This is a genomic window from Streptomyces sp. NPDC031265, from assembly GCF_055570295.1.
In genome coordinates, this window is record NZ_JBVIHM010000048.1 from 27,558 (window position 1) to 46,624 (window position 19,067).

The 19,067-nt window shown below is 71.9% G+C and carries 14 protein-coding genes and 1 pseudogene; 7 read left to right on the forward strand and 8 right to left on the reverse strand.

Features of this window, described 5'->3' with window-relative positions:
* Window positions 1-79: 79 nt before the first annotated feature.
* Window positions 80-1,399, forward strand: a pseudogene (locus tag ACZ499_RS38355) (FAD-dependent oxidoreductase); the annotation flags it as partial.
* A gap of 13 nt (window positions 1,400-1,412) precedes the next feature.
* On the opposite strand, the gene hemE reads toward ACZ499_RS38355, so the two are convergent.
* The gene (gene hemE / locus ACZ499_RS38360; protein ID WP_468681614.1) at window positions 1,413-2,516 is read right to left on the reverse strand and encodes a uroporphyrinogen decarboxylase; all 1,104 of its coding nucleotides are present in this window, start codon (window positions 2,514-2,516) and stop codon (window positions 1,413-1,415) included.
* A gap of 91 nt (window positions 2,517-2,607) precedes the next feature.
* On the opposite strand from hemE, the gene ACZ499_RS38365 reads away from it, so the two are divergent.
* From ACZ499_RS38365 to ACZ499_RS38385, 5 genes are all read left to right on the forward strand, one after another.
* Window positions 2,608-3,252: a DUF3000 domain-containing protein gene (locus ACZ499_RS38365; RefSeq protein ID WP_468681616.1), complete on the forward strand. Its 645-nt coding sequence runs from the start codon at window positions 2,608-2,610 to the stop codon at window positions 3,250-3,252.
* Window positions 3,253-3,573: 321 nt separating this feature from the next.
* Window positions 3,574-4,236, forward strand: a complete 663-nt coding sequence (locus ACZ499_RS38370) for a LuxR C-terminal-related transcriptional regulator (RefSeq protein WP_468681618.1) — start codon at window positions 3,574-3,576, stop codon at window positions 4,234-4,236.
* Window positions 4,237-4,349: 113 nt separating this feature from the next.
* Window positions 4,350-5,633 (forward strand): HRDC domain-containing protein, encoded by a 1,284-nt coding sequence (locus ACZ499_RS38375; protein WP_468681620.1) that lies wholly within the window; start codon window positions 4,350-4,352, stop codon window positions 5,631-5,633.
* A gap of 207 nt (window positions 5,634-5,840) precedes the next feature.
* Window positions 5,841-7,067, forward strand: a complete 1,227-nt coding sequence (locus ACZ499_RS38380; protein WP_385547774.1) for a thiolase family protein — start codon at window positions 5,841-5,843, stop codon at window positions 7,065-7,067.
* Window positions 7,064-9,193 carry a 3-hydroxyacyl-CoA dehydrogenase NAD-binding domain-containing protein gene (locus ACZ499_RS38385; protein ID WP_468681623.1) on the forward strand — a complete coding sequence of 710 codons (2,130 nt, stop codon included), beginning with the start codon at window positions 7,064-7,066 and terminating at the stop codon, window positions 9,191-9,193. Before ACZ499_RS38380 ends, ACZ499_RS38385 begins: the two co-directional genes overlap by 4 nt.
* Window positions 9,194-9,280: 87 nt before the next feature.
* Here ACZ499_RS38385 and ACZ499_RS38390 read toward each other — a convergent pair whose 3' ends face one another.
* Window positions 9,281-10,444 carry a DUF8189 domain-containing protein gene (locus tag ACZ499_RS38390; protein ID WP_468681626.1) on the reverse strand — a complete coding sequence of 388 codons (1,164 nt, stop codon included), beginning with the start codon at window positions 10,442-10,444 and terminating at the stop codon, window positions 9,281-9,283.
* Between the two features lie 160 nt (window positions 10,445-10,604).
* On the opposite strand from ACZ499_RS38390, the gene ACZ499_RS38395 reads away from it, so the two are divergent.
* Window positions 10,605-11,012 (forward strand): NTP pyrophosphohydrolase, encoded by a 408-nt coding sequence (locus ACZ499_RS38395; RefSeq protein ID WP_385547783.1) that lies wholly within the window; start codon window positions 10,605-10,607, stop codon window positions 11,010-11,012.
* Here the strand turns inward: ACZ499_RS38395 and ACZ499_RS38400 are convergent.
* The 6 genes from ACZ499_RS38400 to ACZ499_RS38425 all read right to left on the reverse strand — a co-directional run.
* Window positions 10,976-12,448: an ArnT family glycosyltransferase gene (locus ACZ499_RS38400; protein WP_468681637.1), complete on the reverse strand. Its 1,473-nt coding sequence runs from the start codon at window positions 12,446-12,448 to the stop codon at window positions 10,976-10,978. The genes ACZ499_RS38395 and ACZ499_RS38400 overlap by 37 nt on opposite strands.
* Before the next feature lie 139 nt (window positions 12,449-12,587).
* Complete coding sequence (locus tag ACZ499_RS38405; protein WP_468408401.1) at window positions 12,588-14,063, reverse strand: amino acid permease; 1,476 nt, start codon at window positions 14,061-14,063, stop codon at window positions 12,588-12,590.
* Window positions 14,064-14,236: 173 nt separating this feature from the next.
* Entirely contained in the window at window positions 14,237-16,150 is a 1,914-nt protein-coding gene (gene dxs / locus ACZ499_RS38410; RefSeq protein ID WP_468681639.1) for a 1-deoxy-D-xylulose-5-phosphate synthase, read from the reverse strand.
* A gap of 212 nt (window positions 16,151-16,362) precedes the next feature.
* On the reverse strand, window positions 16,363-17,703 hold the full coding sequence (locus ACZ499_RS38415) for a sugar ABC transporter permease (protein WP_468681629.1): 1,341 nt from the start codon (window positions 17,701-17,703) through the stop codon (window positions 16,363-16,365).
* Window positions 17,700-18,488 (reverse strand): ATP-binding cassette domain-containing protein, encoded by a 789-nt coding sequence (locus ACZ499_RS38420; RefSeq protein ID WP_371655260.1) that lies wholly within the window; start codon window positions 18,486-18,488, stop codon window positions 17,700-17,702. Before ACZ499_RS38420 ends, ACZ499_RS38415 begins: the two co-directional genes overlap by 4 nt.
* Before the next feature lie 202 nt (window positions 18,489-18,690).
* A partial coding sequence (locus ACZ499_RS38425; protein WP_385827242.1) for a substrate-binding domain-containing protein occupies window positions 18,691-19,067 on the reverse strand: 377 nt, incomplete at its 5' end.

A 19,067-nucleotide genomic window follows, 5' to 3' on the forward strand; every position in this document is an offset into this window, starting at 1 on the left:
CTCTTTGCCCTCCCCCCCCCCCCCCCCCTCCCCCCCCCCCCCCCCCCCCCCCCCCCCCCCCCCCCCCCCCCCCCCCCCCCAGGCCCGCAGGATGAAGGGCCCGGACGACCTGGAGATCGTGGTGTTCGAGCGCGGCCACTTCACCTCGTACTCCGCCTGCGGCATTCCCTACTGGGTGGGCGGCGACGTGCCGGAGCGGGACGAGCTGATCGCCCGTACGCCCGAGGAACACCGCAAGCGCGGCATCGACCTGCGGATGCGCACGGAGGCCGTGGAGATCGACACGGCCGGGCGGCGGGTGCGCGCCCGCGATCTGGAGTCGGGCGAGGAGTCCTGGACGGCGTACGACAAGCTCGTCCTCGCCACCGGCGCCCGCCCGGTGCGGCCTCGGCTGCCGGGCATCGACGCGCCGGGCGTCCACGGGGTGCAGACCCTCGACGACGGACAGGCGCTGCTGGACACGCTGAACGCGACCGAGGGGCGCCGCGCGGTGATCGTGGGCGCGGGCTACATCGGCGTGGAGATGGCCGAGGCGCTACTGCACCGCGACTACGAGGTGACGGTGGTGACCAGGGGCGAGGAGCCGATGTCCACGCTCGACCCGGACATGGGCCGGCTGGTCCACGAGGCGATGGACGGGATGGGCATCACCACGGTCACCGGCGCCGAGGTCACCGAGATCCTGACCGGTGATGGAGGCAGGGTGCGGGCGGTGGCCACGGGGGACGCCGAGTACCCGGCGGACGTCGTGGTCCTCGGGATCGGCGTCGAGCCGCGCACCGAGCTGGCCCGGGCGGCCGGGCTGCCGCTGGGCGAGCACGGCGGGCTGCTCACGGACCTCGCGATGCGGGTCCGCGGCCACGACGACATCTGGGCGGGCGGCGACTGCGTGGAGGTCCTCGACCTGGTGTCGAGCCGCGAGCGGCACATCGCGCTCGGCACCCACGCCAACAAGCACGGCCAGATCATCGGCTCGGGCGTGGGCGGCGGTTACGGGATGTTCCCGGGCGTCGTCGGTACGGCGGTGAGCAAGGTCTGCGACCTGGAGATCGCCCGCACAGGGCTGCGCGAGCGCGAGGCGCGCGAGGCGGGGCTGCAGTTCGTCACCGCGACCATCGAGTCCACGAACAGCGCCGGGTACTACCCCGGGGCCGCCCTGATGACGGTGAAGATGCTCGCCGAGCGGCGTACGGGACGGCTGCTCGGCGTCCAGATCGTCGGCCGCGAGGGCGCCGCCAAGCGCGTCGACATCGCGGCCGTCGCGCTGACGGCGGGCATGACCGTGGAGCAGGTGGTCACGCTGGACCTGGGGTACGCGCCGCCGTTCTCGCCGGTCTGGGACCCGGTCCTGGTCGCCGCCCGCAAAGCCGTCTCGGCCGTACGGGCGGCGGGCGCCTGACGCGGGGTCCGGATCAGCGCCGGGTCTGCGTGTGGACGTAGTCCACCAGGCGGGTCAGCGCGTCCGGGTCCATGGTGGGCAGCACGCCGTGGCCCAGGTTGAAGACGTGGCCCTCCAGGCCCGCCGCCGCGTCCAGGACCTCGCGGGTCTTGGTCTCGACCGCCTCGGGCGTCGAGAAGAGGACCGCGGGGTCCAGGTTGCCCTGGAGCGCCTTGCCGGGGCCGACGCGGCGGGCGGCCTCGTCGAGCGGGACGCGCCAGTCGACGCCGACGACGTCCGCCCCGGCCTCGCCCATCAGGCCGAGGAGTTCGCCGGTGCCGACGCCGAAGTGGATGCGCGGGACGCCGTACTTCTCGACCTCGCGGAACACCTTCGTGGAGGCGGGCATCACCGAGCGGCGGTAGTCGGCGGGGGCCAGCGCGCCCACCCAGGAGTCGAAGAGCTGGACGGCGGAGGCGCCCGCCTCGATCTGGACCTTCAGGAAGGCGCCGGTGATCTCGGCGAGGCGGTCGAGCAGGTCGGCCCACAACTGCGGGTCGCCGTACATGAGCGCCTTGGTGTGCTCGTGGTTGCGGGACGGGCCGCCCTCCACGAGGTAGCTCGCCAGGGTGAAGGGCGCGCCCGCGAAGCCGATGAGCGGGGTCTCGCCCAGCTCGGCCGTCAGCATGCCGATGGCCTCGGTGACGTAGTGGACGTCCTCGGGGGTGAGGTCGCGCAGCCGCGCGAGGTCGGCCCGCGTGCGGATCGGATCCGCGACGACCGGGCCGACGCCGGGCTTGATGTCGAGGTCGATGCCGATGGCCTTGAGCGGCACCACGATGTCGCTGAAGTAGATCGCCGCGTCCACGTTGTGGCGGCGCACCGGCTGGAGCGTGATCTCGGTGACCAGCTCGGGCCGCATGCACGACTCCAGCATGGGGATGCCCTCGCGCACCTTCAGGTACTCCGGCAGTGAGCGCCCCGCCTGCCGCATGAACCAGACCGGCGTGTGCGGCACCGGCTCGCGGCGGCACGCCTTGAGGAAGGCGGAGTCGTACGTCTGTGTCGGCGGGCCCGGGAGTGGGGTCTCCCCTGCTCGAACGGAGTTGAGAGCTCGGGGATGTGCGTTGGCGTTCACGCCCAGAATCTTCGCACGTACCACGAAGCGGTCGGCGGGGCCCGGGTGTCCCTACCGGCGCGGGGCGCCCGTTCCGCCTAGTCTTCCCCGCATGGCTGCCGCTCAGGGACGAACTTCGGATGGCGCCGGCGGCACGGACAGTGCGGACGGCAGGACCGCTCCGCTCGCCTTCCGCCAGGCGGTCGACGGGCTGCGGGGCGCACGGCTGCGCCCCGAGATCGAGGTCGACCCGACCAGGCCACCGCAGCGTCTGGCGCCGCACGCGTACGCGCTGGAGGCCGCGGTCGTCGAGAACGACCAGGACCTCGCGGACGGCCGGCTGGTGCTGCTGCACGACCCGGCCGGGCACGACACCTGGCAGGGAACGTTCCGCCTCGTCACGCTCGTACGGGCGGAGCTGGAGCCGGAGATGGCGGCGGACCCGCTGCTGCCCGAGGTCTGCTGGTCCTGGCTGACGGGTGCGCTGGAGGCGCGCGGGCTCTCGTACGGGGAGGCGAGCGGCACGGTGACGCGGGCCGGGTCGTACTACTTCGGCGGCCTCGCCCAGCGGCTGCCCGCCACCCAGATCGAGATCCGGGCGTCCTGGACGCCCCGCGAGGGCCACGGCGGCGTCCCGGACACGGCCGCGCACCTGGCGGCCTGGTGCGATCTGCTCTGCCAGGTCGCGGGGCTGCCGCCGCTGCCGACGGCGGACGCGGGCGTCGTCAGCCTCCCCCAGCGCCGCGACCCTCGCTGATCACTCCGCTGGAGGTTCAGCCGGGCGGCTGCGGGCCGTCGTGGGCTGATCGCGCCCACGCGGCGGAACCGCACATGTCACAGCCCCGCACCTCATCAGGCGCGCGGCGGGGCCCTGCTCGCGGGCGGTCCACTTTCGACCGGCCGCGCCTTCCTCGACCACCTGTCCTAATTGCCCTAAATGTTTCTCACCAAATCGTGATCATTCCCTAAAGCCGGACGGGCACCCTGCCGAAGAGGTCTGTGACCCTATCTGCACGGTTCGCCCCGGCTTCATCCCCGAGCCGGCTCCGTCCCGCACCCTTCCCCCCCAGGAGGCCTGGTGTCCGTTCTCCTTGAGCAGCCCGCAAGCCTGGTCGCCTACCGCCCGAACAAGCCGACGGCCATGGTCGTCGTCGCCGACCCCCGAGTCCGCTCCACGGTCACGCGCCATCTGTGGGCTCTCGGAGTACGGGACGTCATCGAGGCGTCGTCCATCGCGGAGGCACGTCCCCGCGTCAGCAACCCGCGCGACATCTGCGTTGCCGACGTCCATCTGCCCGACGGTTCCGGGCTCACCCTGCTGTCCGAGACCCGCGCGGCGGGCTGGCCCAACGGCCTGGCCCTGTCCGCCGCCGACGACATCGGCGCCGTACGCAATGCCCTCGCGGGCGGCGTGAAGGGCTATGTCGTCACCGGTACGCGTACGAACATCGGCCACCCCACCCGCCCCGGCGCCGCCCCCATCGGCGCCGCGGCAGCCCGTATGCACCGCCGCCCCCCGGGGTCCCCGGGCCACCCGGGCGGCTACCGCGAGCTCTCCGGGCGCGAGGTCGAGGTGCTGCGGCTGGTCGCCGAGGGCCAGTCCAACAAGGCGATCGGGGTGTCCATGGGGCTCTCCGCACTGACCGTGAAGAGCCACCTCGCCCGGATCGCGCGCAAGCTCGGCACGGGCGACCGGGCCGGCATGGTGGCCGTCGCCCTGCGCACCGGAATCATCCACTGACCCAGGGGTCCCGAGGGGCATGCTCCCCCCACAAGGCGCCGTGCGCCCCTCGCGCGCCCGTCGACGGAACGTTCCGTCGACGGGCGCGGCATATACACAAGTACCCTTGACAGGTGACCGACGCCCAAAAGACCGCAGCAGAGACAGCACTGCGAACCACCGGGGGCGCCCCCCCGGACGACGACGTCCCGGTCGATGGGCAGCCGACTCCCCTGCTGGAGCCGCGTGACGGCATTCCGCCCGTCGTAGCCACCGACGAGGAGCTCGCCGAAGTCGTCGCCGCGTTCGCGGCCGGCACCGGCCCCGTGGCCGTGGACGCCGAGCGCGCTTCCGGCTACCGGTACGGCCAGCGTGCCTATCTCGTACAGCTCCGCCGCGAGGGCGCGGGCAGCGCGCTCATCGACCCGGTGGGCTGCCCCGACCTCTCCACGCTCGGCGACGCCCTCGCCGACACCGAGTGGATCCTGCACGCCGCCACCCAGGACCTGCCGTGCCTGCGCGAAATAGGCATGGTCCCGTCCCGGCTCTTCGACACGGAACTCGCCGGGCGCCTCGCGGGCTTCCCGCGCGTGGGCCTGGGCGCGATGGTGGAGAGCGTCCTCGGATTCGCCCTGGAGAAGGGCCACTCCGCGGTGGACTGGTCGACCCGGCCGCTGCCCGAGCCCTGGCTGCGGTACGCGGCGCTCGACGTGGAGCTCCTCGTCGACCTGCGCGACGCGCTGGAGAAGGAGCTCGACCGGCAGGGCAAGCTCGACTGGGCCCGCCAGGAGTTCGACGCGATCGCCGCGGCGCCACCCGCGCCGCCGCGCAAGGAGCCCTGGCGGCGCACCTCCGGGATGCACAAGGTCCGCCGACGCCGTCAGATGGCCGCCGTGCGCGAGCTGTGGACGGCCCGGGACAAGGTCGCCCAGCGCCGCGACGTCTCGCCGGGCAAGGTGCTCAGCGACTCCGCGATCATCGAGGCATCGCTCGCGATGCCGCTGAACGTGCAGGCCCTGATGGCCCTGCCCGGGTACGGGCACCGGATGGGGCGGCGCCAGCTGGAGCAGTGGCAGGCGGCCGTCGACCGGGCGCGGGCCCTGCCCGACTCCGGCCTTCCGCAGCCCGGGCAGCCGGTCGCGGGCCCGCCGCCGCCGCGCTCGTGGGCGGACAAGGACCCGGCCGCCGCGGCCCGGCTCTCGGCGGCGCGGGCGGCGGTCTCGGAGCTGGCCGAGCAGCTGAACATGCCGCAGGAGAACCTGATCACCCCGGACACGGTCCGCCGGGTGTGCTGGGAGCCGCCGGGCGACCGGTCCGAGGCGGCGGTCGCGGAGGCGCTCACGGCGTACGGCGCGCGGCGCTGGCAGGTCGAGCAGGTGACGCCGCTGCTCGCGGCGGCGCTGGCCGCGAACGCCTGAGCCGGACGGCACTCACGTACCCCCTGACGACCACGGTCATCAGGGGGTACGGCCATGACGGGGCTCCTGCGGAGTGTGACCTTCGCCGCTCCTGCCGAGGGGACTGGGCAGTTTGGTTACCCGCAAGTAGCATGACGGGGTGAGCGCGCGCTCAGGCGAGTGCGCCACGCGCAGCAGTGCCACCCCGCACCCTGGAGGAGAGCCATCGTGCCTCGTACCGTCAGGGACGTCGTCTTCGTCGACGGCGTCCGCACCCCGTTCGGCAAGGCGGGCCCGAAGGGCATCTACCACGAGACCCGGGCCGACGATCTCGTCGTCAAGGCGATCCGGGAGCTGCTGCGCCGCAACCCGGCCCTCGACCCCAACAAGATCGACGAGGTCGCCATCGCCGCGACCACGCAGATCGGTGACCAGGGGCTGACCCTGGGCCGCACCGCCGGCATCCTCGCGGGTCTGCCGCAGTCCGTGCCGGGCTACTCCATCGACCGTATGTGTGCCGGCGCGCTGACCGCCGTCACCTCGGTCGCCGGCTCGATCGCCTTCGGCGCCTACGACGCCGTGATCGCCGGTGGCGTCGAGCACATGGGCCGCCACCCCATGGGCGAGGGCGTCGACCCGAACCCGCGCTTCGTCAGCGAGAAGCTGGTCGACGAGTCCGCCCTGTTCATGGGCATGACCGCGGAGAACCTGCACGACCGCTACCCGCACATCACCAAGCGGCGCGCCGACGAGTACGCCGTGCGCTCGCAGGAGAAGGCGGCCAAGGCGTACGCGAACGGGAAGATCCAGCAGGACCTCGTCCCGATCTCGGTGCGCAACACCAACGCCGAGGTGGGCGAGACCGGCTGGGGCCTGGTCACCGCCGACGAGCCGATGCGCCCGGGCACCACGCTGGAGAGCCTGGCGGGCCTGAAGACGCCGTTCCGCGTCCACGGCAACGTCACCGCGGGCAACGCGGCCGGCCTCAACGACGGCGCCACCGCGTCGATCATCGCGTCCGAGGAGTTCGCGCGCGAGAACGGCCTGCCGGTCAAGATGCGCCTGGTCTCGTACGCCTTCGCGGGCGTCGAGCCCGAGGTGATGGGCTACGGCCCGATCCCGGCGACCGAGAAGGCGCTGGCCAAGGCCGGCCTGACGATCGACGACATCAACCTCTTCGAGATCAACGAGGCGTTCGCCGTCCAGGTCCTCTCGTTCCTGGACCACTACGGCATCGCCGACGACGACGCCCGCGTCAACCAGTACGGCGGCGCCATCGCGTACGGCCACCCGCTCGCGTCCTCCGGCGTACGCCTGATGACCCAGCTGGCGCGGCAGTTCGAGGAGCAGCCGGAGGTCCGCTACGGCCTCACCACCATGTGCGTCGGCTTCGGCATGGGCGCCACGGTCATCTGGGAGAACCCGCACCACAAGGACGCCGGAGGCAGCAAGTGAGCACCACCGCTGAGCTTTTGAAGGGTGCGGCCGAGCTGTTCCCGGACGAGGTCGTCACCTCGGCGCACGTGCGCCACCTCGACCTGCCGTTCGGGGCGGGCAAGTTCGCGCTGATCACGCTGGACAACGGCTTCGACCACACCAAGCCGACCACCTTCGGCCCCGGCTCGCTGGCGAACCTGAACGCGGCCATCGACCAGGTCGAGAAGGAGGCGGCCGAGGGCGCCATCGTCGGCGCCGGTGTCACTGGCAAGCCGTTCATCTTCGCGGTCGGCGCCGACCTCAAGGGCGTCGAGATCCTCAAGCAGCACGAGGACGCGCTCGCCATCGGCAAGAGCGGCCACGAGGTCTTCAAGCGCCTCGCCGCGCTGGCCGTGCCGACCTTCGCGTACTACAACGGCGCGGCCATGGGCGGCGGTGTCGAGGTCGGTCTGCACTGCACCTACCGCACCGTCTCCAAGGCCATCCCGGCCTTCTCGCTGCCCGAGGTCTTCCTCGGTCTGGTTCCGGGCTGGGGCGGCTGCGCCCTGCTCCCGAACCTGATCGGCGCGGAGCGCGCGGTCTCGGTCATCATCGAGAACTCGCTGAACCAGAACCGCCAGCTCAAGGGCAAGCAGGTCTTCGAACTCGGCATCGCGGACGCGATCTTCGAGGGCGCGGACTTCCTGGAGCAGTCGCTGATCTGGACCGCGAACGTCCTCAAGGGCGACGTCACGGTCGAGCGCCCGGAGATCGACCGCGGCGAGGCCTGGGACCAGGCCGTCGCCAAGGGCCGGTTCATCGCCGACTCCAAGGTGCACGGCGCGGCCCCGGCCGCCTACCGCGCGCTCGACATCATCGCGGCGGCCAAGGACGGCGACCTCCAGGCCGGTTTCGACGCCGAGGACAAGGCGCTCGCCGACCTGATCATGGGCGGCGAACTCCGCAGCGGCATCTACGCGTTCAACCTGGTGCAGAAGCGCGCCAAGCGTCCGGCGGGTGCGCCCGACAAGTCGCTGGCGCGCCCGGTCACCAAGGTCGGCGTGGTGGGCGCGGGCCTGATGGCCTCGCAGCTCGCGCTGCTGTTCCTGCGCCGTCTTGAGGTGCCGGTCGTCCTGACCGACATCGACCAGGAGCGCGTCGACAAGGGTGTGGGCTACGTCCACGCCGAGATCGACAAGCTGCTCGCCAAGTCCCGTATCAACCAGGACAAGGCCAACCGCCTCAAGGGCCTGGTCTCCGGTGTCCTGGACAAGGCCGAGGGCTTCTCCGACGCGGACTTCATCATCGAGGCCGTCTTCGAGGAGATCGGCGTCAAGCAGCAGGTGTTCGCGGAGGTCGAGGCGGTCGCCCCGGCGCACGCGATCCTCGCCACCAACACCTCCTCGCTGTCGGTCTCCGAGATGGCGTCGAAGCTGAAGCACCCCGAGCGGGTCGTCGGCTTCCACTTCTTCAACCCGGTCGCGATCCTCCCGCTCCTGGAGATCGTGCGCGGCGAGCAGACCGACGACGCCTCGCTGGCCACGGCCTTCGGCGTGGCGCGCAAGCTGAAGAAGACCGCGGTCCTGGTGAAGGACGCCCCGGCGTTCGTCGTCAACCGCATCCTGACCCGCTTCATGGGCGAGATCCAGAACGTCATCGACGAGGGCACCCCGGTCGAGGTCGCCGAGAAGGCGGTCGAGCCGCTGGGTCTGCCGATGTCGCCGCTGGTGCTCCTGGAGCTGGTCGGCCCGGCCATCGGTCTGCACGTCTCCGAGACGCTGAACCGTTCCTTCCCGGAGCGCTTCACGGTCTCCGAGAACCTGGCCGCGGTCGTCAAGGCCGGCAAGCGCGGCTTCTACGTGTACGACAGCGGGAAGCCCGAGCTGGACCCCGAGGTCGCCGCGCTCCTGAAGCAGGGCGATGTCGTCCTGACCGAGGAGCAGACCCGCGACCGCGTCCTGGACGCGGTGGCGCAGGAGATCGGTCTGATGCTTCAGGAGGGTGTCGTGGCCGAGGCCCAGGACATCGACCTCTGCCTCATCACCGGCGCCGGCTGGCCCTTCCACCTGGGCGGCATCACGCCGTACCTGGACCGTGAGGGTGTCTCGGAGCGCGTGAACGGGAAGAAGTTCCTGGCGCAGGGCGTGGCGAGCGTCCCGGCGTAACGCCCCTTGAGCAGCACGCAGGAGGCCCCCCGCAGTCGCGGGGGGCCTCCTGGCGTTTTCCGGGTCCTGTCGAGGGCGGACGACCCGTCAGACGGCCGTCCAGGGCTCCAGGGCCAGGCCCGGCTCGGTGGTCTTCTGGCGGGTGATCCGCAGCCGTCCGTCGGTGCCGAAGGCGGCGAGGACGACCCGACCTGCGGCGTCGGTGGCCAGCGCCGGTACGCCCGCGCAGACCTCGCCCGTGGAGGCCCACACCGCGCCGGCCGACTCGGCCTCGGTGGGGTAGGCGGCGAGCGCCGGGCGGCCGTCGGGGCCGCGCTGGGCCATCAGGGTGCAGTCGTGGCCGTCCACCGGCGTACGCAGCACGGCGACCGGGCCGCTCGCGGCGCCGCCGAGCGGCACGGCCGGGTCGTCGGCGCGGAAGGCGTGCACGTCACCGCCCTCGGACTCGCGCCAGAAGAAGGTGATCCGGCCCTCCCCGGTGTGCTGGGCGCTCACCGAGCCGTCCGCCACCTGGCGCTTGAGGTCGGGCACCTGCTCGTATTCGCCGCCGCCGGTGCTCCTCGCCCAGCGCATCACCCCGCGCCTGGCCGGGGCCAGCACCTCGACGCGGCCGTCCTCGGACGCTCCCGCGCAGATCGTGCCGTACGAGCCGGAGCCCTTGAGGTCCTTCCAGTTGCCCCACTTGCCGGAGGACAGCTGGCCACGGGCGCAGACGCCGCCCCCGGCGTTGCGGACGAAGACGTTCAGGTTGTCGGCGGAGTCGACGACGGCGGCCGGGTGGCCGACCTGCGCGGCCTTCTCCTGGTCGCGGTAGGGGGTGCCCATCGGGTACCAGTCCTTCACCGGGCGGCCCGACTGGTACTGGATGGCGTGGACGACGTCCGTCTTGGGCTCACCGGCGGGGGTCGTGGTGCGGCGCAGGGCGAGCAGGTGCACATAGCCGTCGCCGCCCTGGGCGAGCGACAGCCGCGGGTCGAGCCCGGTGGCCGCGGCGACCAGCTCGGGGCCGGTCCACTCGGGGCCGCCGGGGTGCGTCTCGGTCCAGCGGAGCACACCGCCCGCGCACGGCGCGTACGCGGTCAGCCGCCCGTCCTTGCCGCGCAGCAGCCAGCCGGTGACCGCCGGGGAGCCGTCGGGCAGGGCGGGAGCGGGGACGAGGCCGGGCACGGTGACGGCGGCGGGAGCGGCGGTGGGGGTCTCGTGCTCCCGGCCCGCCTGCCCCTTCGATGTACGCGCAGGCTTCAACGCCATGGCTCACCGACCACCTTTCACTACCAGATCCGCGATGAGCGGCAAGATGCGACACACCATGAGACTCCAGCGACAATAACACTCGCTCCGGGGCCCGGATTTCGCGGGATTTCCCCTGCCCGACGTGCGATTTTCCCGTGTCCCGTGGCACCGTGGCGGGATGGGGACGACCTCGCTGGTGATCGTGGACGCGGCCAATGTGGTGGGCTCGGTGCCGGACGGCTGGTGGCGCGACCGGCGCGGCGCCGCGGAGCGCCTGCGCGACCGCCTGGTGGGCTGCGCCGAGACCGGTCTGCCGGGCTTTCCCGGCCCCGTCGACCTGGTCCTGGTGGTCGAGGGCGCGGCCCGCGGGGTGGAGCCGGTGGCGGGTGTACGGGTGGACTCGGCGCCCGGCAGCGGCGACGACCGGATCGTGGAGCTGGCCGCCGGGCGCGCCCCGGACCGCCCCTGTCTGGTGGTGACGGCCGACCGCGAGCTGCGCCGCCGGGTGGAGGCGCACGGGGCGCGGTGCGTGGGGCCGCGGGCGGTGCGTCATCCCGCCGGGGGCGCGGCGGACGCGGACGGCTGAGTCCGTACGTACAGGACGGCCCCGTCGACCGTCCCGGCCAGTGGCTCGTAGCGGGCCGCGAGCAGACGGCGCAGGCTCGGGAGGCGTTCGGGGGCGTACGGCTCGCCCCGGGAGTCGTCGACGATCAGCACGGGCGGCCGCGCGGTCAGCTCCGCGCGGAAGACCGGCCAGGAGCCCTCCACGCCGTACTTCTCGCCCACCTGGGGGCCGTCGCGGCCGCCGCTGTAGTTGGTGAGGAGTCCGGCGGTCAGATAGCGGGTGGCGGGGGCGCGGCCGGAGAGCCAGTACGTCTCGGGGTGTATGCCCCACACCAGGACCGGGTCGTCCGGCGCCGAGCGCGCCCGTACGGCGGCGGCCAGGCGCTCGGCGTGGGCCAGTTCGGGGCGCGGGGCGAGCAGGCCCCAGGCGAGGAACAACGCGCAGGTGCAGGACGACGCGAGCAGCGCGCCGGGAAGCCTCTGCGGCGGCAGGATCTGCAGCGCGGCCGCCGCGAGCAGCACCAGCGGCGGGACGAGCTGGAGGTAGTAGTGGCCGAAGAAGTGGAAGCCGGCGAGGACGGCCCCGGCCGAGGAGGCGAGCCACAGCCACACGTCCGCGGCGCCGGTCCTGGCGATCCGCAGCACCCGCACCACCGGCGGGAGGAGCCCGGCGCAGGCGAACGCCAGGAGTGCGGTGTTGATCAGCCCCCGGGCCAGCACGTGGAGTTCGGAGCCGGTGAAGGAGGCGTAGGCGCCGGAGCCGGTGACCGTCCAGAACAGGAACCGGGCCGGGCCGGTGAGCAGCGCGCCGAGCAGCACCGGGCCGCAGAGGCCGGCGCCGGTGCGCAGCAGGGCGGCGCGGCGCGGCGGGGCCGTGCGCCACATCAGCCAGAGCACCGGGACGAGCGCCGCGCCGCCGGTCTGTTTGGTGAGGAAGGCCCCGGCGACGGCGAGCCCGGCGCGGGCCCACTGGCGCCGGTCGGCGCAGCGCACGGCGGCGACCGTGAACGGCAGCATGAACACCTCGAACGTGGCCGCCTGGGTGTCCTCGGGGTTGAGGCCGACGGAGACGAGCAGGTGCAGCACGCCCGCGACCCGGCCCGCCCGGTCGCCCCAGCGGCGGCGGGCGGTGGAGGCGAGGAGCACCGCGGTGAGCAGCTGCGCCCCGACCGCGGCGCCCCGCAGCGGGCCGAGCGAGGTGTCGCCGAACACCGCGAAGGCGGCCTCGTACAGCCAGGGCAGCAGGGGCGGCTTGCGGTCGACGACCGTGTCGTACAGCACTCCCCCGGCGGCGAGCTGGCGGGCCTGGACGGCGAGATAGCCCTCGTCGGGGTTCCACAGGGGGTGCCGGAAGGAGGGCAGCCGGGTCAGTACGGCCAGGGCGGCGAGCGCGGGCAGCAGCCGCGTCCAGTATCCGGCGCCGCGCCCGCGCACCGGCTCCGCACGCGGCCACGGCACCCGTGACGTGCGTACGGAGTGTGACGGGGCGAGGGAGTCGGTGGGCGTACGGTGCACGGGGTGCACGCTATCCGGCCCCGCAGTTCCCGCCGAAGCAGGACATACGGGGCCGCACGATCAACTCCGGGAACCGGTGGCGTCACTCCACGTTGATGCGGCTGTGGGACCGCCCGTACAGGAAGTAGACGACGAAGCCGATCACCATCCAGATCCCGAACCGCAGCCAGGTCTCGGCGGGCAGGTTGAGCATCAGCCACAGCGAGGCCGCCACCGACAGGATCGGCACCCAGGGCACCAGCGGGGTGCGGAAGGCGCGGTGCAGATCGGGCCGGGTGCGCCGCAGGATGATCACGCTCACCGCGACGATGACGAACGCGAAGAGGGTGCCGATGTTCACCAGCTCGGCGAGTTCGCTGAGGCTGGTGAAGCCCGCGAGGATCGCGATGAGCCCGCCGAGCAGGATGGTCGGGCGGTGCGGGGTGCGGTAGCGGGGGTGGACGCGTGAGAAGAAGCGGGGCAGCAGCCCGTCCCGGCTCATCGCGAAGAACACCCGGGTCTGGCCGAGCAGCAGGATCATGCAGACCGTGGTGAGGCCGACGGCCGCGCCGAAGCTGATGATGCCCGCGTAGAAGGGGTGTCCGGTGGCCTTGAAGGCGTCGGCGAGCGGGGCGTCGATGGAGAGCTCGGTGTAGTGCTGCATGCCGGTGACGACGATCGCGACGGCGACGTACAGGGCGGTGCAGATGAAGAGCGAGCCGAGGATGCCGCGCGGCATGTCCCGCTGCGGGTTCTTGGTCTCCTCGGCGGCCGTCGCCACGATGTCGAAGCCGATGAAGGCGAAGAAGACGACGGAGGCGGCGGTGAAGATGCCCATCACACCGAAGTTGGTGGGCGCGTACCCCGACATCAGCTCGATCAGCGGCGCCTTGAGGCTGCTCCCCGCGGGCTGCGGCTGCGCCTTCGGGATGAACGGCTTGTAGTTCTCGGACTTGATGAAGAAGGCGCCCGCGATGATCACGATCAGCACGACGGTGACCTTGATGGCCACGACGACCGAGGTCACGCGTGCGGAAAGCTTCATCCCCAGGACCAGGATGCCGGTCAGCACCAGGACGAGGGCGGCGGCGAGGATGTCGAAGCCGAAGCCGTCGGCGCCCTCGCGCCCGGACAGCGCGTCCGGCAGGTGCCAGCCCGCGTTGTCCATCAGCGAGCGTACGTACCCCGACCAGCCGACGGCCACCACCGCGGTGCCGAGGGCGAATTCGAGCACCAGGTCCCACCCGATGATCCAGGCGGGGAGCTCGCCGAGCGAGGCGTACGAGAACGTGTAGGCGGACCCGGCCACCGGGACCGTGGAGGCGAACTCCGCGTAGCAGAGCGCCGCCAGCGCGCAGACGACGCCGGCCGCCACGAACGCGAGGGAGACCGCCGGTCCCGCGTTCTCCTTGGCGACCTTGCCCGTGAGGACGAAGATGCCGGTGCCGATGATGACACCGACACCGAAGACCGTCAGATCGAGGACGGACAGCGACTTCTTGAGTGCGTGTTCCGGCTCCTCTGTGTCCGCGATGGACTTCTCAATTGATTTGGTCCGAAAGAGACCGGTACCAGCCACCTTGTGCACCTCCGCTAGCTCATGTCCCCGCCATGATCGGGACGAGTGGCGGTACGGGTACCGGGCGGCGGCCGTAATTCACGCGAACGGGCCGGTTCAACCACCCGTACAGAGCGATCGAACCGGCCCGTTGACCGATGTGCGGCGCGAGCGGAGGCCGCGTCCAGGAGGGGTCAGTCGCGCGCGGGCTCCACGGCGCTCTCGCTCTCCAGGCCGCCGAGCCTGGCGACCAGACCGGTGACCTGGCGCGCGATGTCCGGCGCGGTCAGCCCGATCTCGGCCATGACCTCCTTGCGGGAGGCGTGGTCGAGGAAGCGCGGCGGAATGCCGAAGTCGCGCAGCGGTACGTCGACGCCCGCGTCGCGCAGCGCCTGGGCGACTGCCGAGCCGACACCGCCGACGCGGCTGTTGTCCTCGACGGTGACGACGACCCGGTGGATCTCGGCGAGCGGCGCCAGCGCCTCGTCGACCGGCTTGACCCAGCGCGGGTCGACGACGGTGGTCGAGATGCCCTGGGCATCCAGCAGGTCGGCGATCTCCAGGCACATCGGGGCGAGCGCGCCTACCGAGACGAGGAGCACGTCCGGGCTCTCGGCCTCGGGGCGGCGCAGCACGTCCATGCCGCCGATCCGGCCGACCGCCTGGACCGCGGGGCCGACCGCGCCCTTGGAGAAGCGCACGACGGTCGGGGCGTCATCCACCTCGACGGCCTCGCGGAGCTGGGCGCGCACCTGGTCGGCGTCGCGCGGGGCCGCGATCCGCAGGTCGGGGACGACCTGGAGGATCGACATGTCCCACATGCCGTTGTGCGAGGCGCCGTCGGTGCCGGTGACCCCGGCCCGGTCCAGGACGAACGTCACCCCGCACTTGTGCAGGGCGACATCCATCAGGACCTGGTCGAAGGCGCGGTTGAGGAAGGTGGCGTAGACGGCGAAGACGGGGTGCAGCCCACCGGTGGCCAGGCCCGCCGCGGAGACCGCGGCGTGCTGCTCGGCGATGCCCACGTCGTAGACCCGCTCGGGGAAGGCCTTGGCGAACTTGTCGAGCCCGACCGGCTGGAGCATGGCCGCGGTGATCGCGACGATGTCCTCGCGCTCCTTGCCGAGCTTGACCATCTCCTCGCCGAAGACCGAGGTCCAGTCGAGGCCGGAGGTCGAGACCGGCAGCCCGGTGTCGGGGTGGATCTTGCCGACGGCGTGGAAGCGGTCGGCCTCGTCCGCCAGGGCGGGCTGGTAGCCGCGGCCCTTCTCGGTGAGGCAGTGGACGATGACCGGGCCGCCGAAGCGCTTGGCGCGCGTCAGGGCGGACTCCAGGGCCTCGATGTCGTGGCCGTCGATCGGGCCGACGTACTTCAGCCCCAGGTCCTCGAACATGCCCTGCGGGGCGATGAAGTCCTTGAGGCCCTTCTTGGCGCCGTGCAGCGTCTCGTACAGCGGCCTGCCGACGACCGGGGTGCGCTCCAGGAGGTCCTTGCCCTTGGCCAGGAAGCGCTCGTAGCCGTCGGTGGTGCGCAGGGTCGCCAGGTGGTTGGCGAGGCCGCCGATGGTCGGCGCGTAGGAGCGCTCGTTGTCGTTGACCACGATGACCAGCGGGCGGTCCTTGGCGGCGGCGATGTTGTTCAGCGCCTCCCAGGCCATGCCGCCGGTGAGCGCGCCGTCGCCGATGACCGCGACGACGTGGTCGTCCTTCTTCAGGACCTCGTTGGCCTTGGCCAGGCCGTCGGCCCAGCCCAGCACGGTGGAGGCGTGGCTGTTCTCGATGAAGTCGTGCTCGGACTCGGCGCGGGCCGGGTAGCCGGAGAGCCCGCCCTTCATCTTCAGCTTGGAGAAGTCCTGACGGCCGGTGAGGAGCTTGTGCACATAGCTCTGGTGGCCGGTGTCCCACAGGACCTTGTCCTTGGGCGACTCGAAGACGCGGTGCAGCGCGATCGTGAGCTCCACGACGCCCAGGTTGGGGCCGAGGTGCCCGCCGGTCTTGGCGACCGCGTCCACGAGAAAGGTCCGGATCTCAGCGGCCAGCTGGTCCAGCTGCTCCGGGCTGAGCCGGTCGAGATCGCGCGGTCCCCTGATACGGGTAAGCAGCGGCACCCGTGCCTCCTTGCATCCGTGCTGGTCGAGCATGCCGATTCCGCCGAGTCTAATGTTCCGTTCGCGACGGCGGTCATCGGGCGGTGCGTTCCGCGTCACGCGAATGGCTGGCATCCGCGCCCGCGCACAGACGTGCCCGGCGCCGCGAGGGCACCGGGCACGTCCGGGTTCCCCCTGCCCCGCAAGGAGCGCGAGGGGGTGTGGGCCGCGGGTCAGGCGCGGCCCGCGGACTTCTGGGTCTTGCGGGTGACCGCGTCGATCACGACGGTCGCGAGCAGTACGCCACCCGTGATCATGTACTGGATCGGCGAGGCGATGCCCTGCAGGGCCAGGCCGTACTGGATCGAGGTGATCACCAGCACACCGAGCAGCGCGTTCCAGGTGCGGCCGCGGCCGCCGAAGAGGCTGGTGCCGCCGATGACGGCCGCCGCGATGGCGTTCATCAGGAGCTCGCCGCTGCCCGCGCCCTGGTTGGCCGCGGTGATCTTCGACGCGAGGAAGAGACCGCCGATGGCCGCGAAGGTGCCGGAGATGGCGTAGATCGAGGTGCGGATCATCACCACGTTGATGCCGGCCCGGCGGGAGGCCTCGATGGAGCCGCCGAGCGCGAAGACCTTGCGGCCGTACGCGGTGCGCCGGAGCACGAAGTCGGTGAGCACCAGGACCGCCAGGAAGAGCACCACCGCGAGCGGGAGGCCCTTGTACTGGTTGTAGACGGCGGCGGCGCCGACGGCCGGGATCGCGAGCAGCACCGTGCGCAGCACGATCTCGCTGAGCGGCCGGGACGGCACCCCGGCCGCCTCACGGCGCCGGCTGTCGAGGAACGAGGTGAGGAAGAACGCCACCACCGCGACCGCGGCCAGGCCGTACGCGGCCGCCACATCGCTGAAGTAGTAGCTGGTCAGCTTGGCGACCAGGCCCTCGGGGTCCAGGTTGATCGTGCCGTTGCTGCCCAGGACCTGGAGCATGAAGCCGTTCCAGAACAGCAGACCGGCCAGGGTCACGGCGAACGCGGGGACGCCGATCTTGGCGAAGACGAAGCCGTGGATGGCGCCGGCGACCATACCGGTGAGGACGGCCAGGACCAGGGCCAGCCACTCGGCCATGCCGTGCGTGACGTTGAGCACCGCGAAGGTGGCGCCCGCGACACCGCTGACCGAGCCGACCGACAGGTCGATCTCGCCGAGCAGCAGCACGAAGACGATGCCGGTGGCGATCATGCCCGTACCGACCATGGCGACGCTGATGTCGGAGAGGTTGCCGGCGGTCAGGAAGTTCGAGTTCAGGCTCTGGAAGATCGCCATGATGGCGATCAGGCCGACGACGACCGGCAGCGACCCGAGGTCGCCCGCCTTCATCTTGCGCTTGAACTCGGACAGGTAGCCCGCGAAGCCCTGCTCGCGCACGAGCAGGCGCGGGTCGACGGCGGTGACCGCCTCGCCCGCGGCCGGCGGCGCGTCCACGGGGGCCTCGTGCGGCTTGTCGAGGTGGATGGGCGCGGTCGGGTCGGCCGCCGCGGCCTTGTCCACGTGGGAGGTCTTGTCGGTGCTCACTTCTGAACCTCCGCGTTGCGCGCCGCACGGCGGGTCACGGCGTTGTCCGTGGCGCCGGTGATGGCGGAGATGATCTCTTCCTGCGAGGTGTTCTTGACCTCGAAGACGCCGTTGTTGCGGCCGAGGCGCAGCACGGCGACCTTGTCCGCGACGGCCTTCACATCGGCCATGTTGTGGCTGATGAGGATGACCGCGTGGCCGCGCTCGCGCAGCCGCTCGACCAGGTCGAGGACCTGCGCGGTCTGCTCGACGCCGAGCGCCGCGGTCGGCTCGTCGAGGATGACGAGCTTGGGCTCGCCGAGCATCGAACGGGCGATGGCGACGGTCTGGCGCTGGCCTCCGGAGAGCGACGCGATCGGGATGCGGACGCTCGGGATGCGGATCGACAGCGTGGTGAGCAGCTCGCGCGAGCGGCGCTCCATCTCGACCTCGTCGAGGATGCCGCGCTTGCGCAGCTCCCGGCCGAGGTAGAGGTTGCCGACGACGTCGATGTTGTCGCACAGCGCGAGGTCCTGGTAGACGGTCGCGATGCCGAGGGACTGGGCGTCGTGCGGCTTGTTGATCTGTACGCCGCGGCCCTCCCACTCGATGACGCCGTCATCGATGGGGTGCACACCTGCGATCGTCTTGACCAGCGTGGACTTTCCGGCTCCGTTGTCGCCCACCAGGGCGACCACCTCACCGGCGTGGACCTCAAGCTCTACATCGGTGAGCGCCTGGACGGCACCGAATCGCTTGGAGACCCCGCGCAACGCCAGCACGGGCGTAGCGGACACGTGAACCATCTCCTTCGCCGCCTGACCGGCGGGGATGCCGCGCCCGAGGAGGTGGGCGCGGAGGTTGAGCAGAAGAGAACGAGGAGGAGAAGCGTTCCGTCCGGCGCCCCGCCCGATAGCGGGGGCTGAGAAGGAGGGCGGGGCGCCGGACAGGCTTCGGGGGCCGGGGCTCCCCGCGCACAGCGTGCGCGCGGGGGTTCCGGCGGGGTGACTACTTCAGGCCGAGCGCGTCGCAGGCGGCCTTGTAGTTCGAGGTGCAGATCTCGTCGACCGTGTAGATGCCGTCCTTGATGACGGTGTCCTTGATGTTGTCCTTGGTCAGCGACACGACCGGGAGGATCACCGACGGGACGCCCTTGGTGGTCGGGCTGTCGACCTTGGACTTCGCGATCGAGTCCAGCTTCTCACCCTTGGCCAGAGCGACGGCCATCTCGGCCGCGATCGGGCCTTCCTGGACGTAGGGCTTGTAGACGCTCATGAACTGCTCGCCCGCGACGATGCGCTGGACTCCGGCGAGTTCGGCGTCCTGGCCGGTGACCGGGGGAAGCTTGGCGAGGCCGGCCGCCTTGAGGGCGGTGATGATGCCGC

Coding starts and splice junctions, on each gene's coding strand:
- ACZ499_RS38365 (WP_468681616.1), top strand. CDS start 2,608: ATGGCTGCCGCTCAGGGACGAACTTCGGATGGCGCCGGCGGCACGGAC.
- ACZ499_RS38390 (WP_468681626.1), bottom strand. CDS start 10,444: ATGGCGTTGAAGCCTGCGCGTACATCGAAGGGGCAGGCGGGCCGGGAG.
- ACZ499_RS38395 (WP_385547783.1), top strand. CDS start 10,605: ATGGGGACGACCTCGCTGGTGATCGTGGACGCGGCCAATGTGGTGGGC.
- ACZ499_RS38420 (WP_371655260.1), bottom strand. CDS start 18,488: ATGGTTCACGTGTCCGCTACGCCCGTGCTGGCGTTGCGCGGGGTCTCC.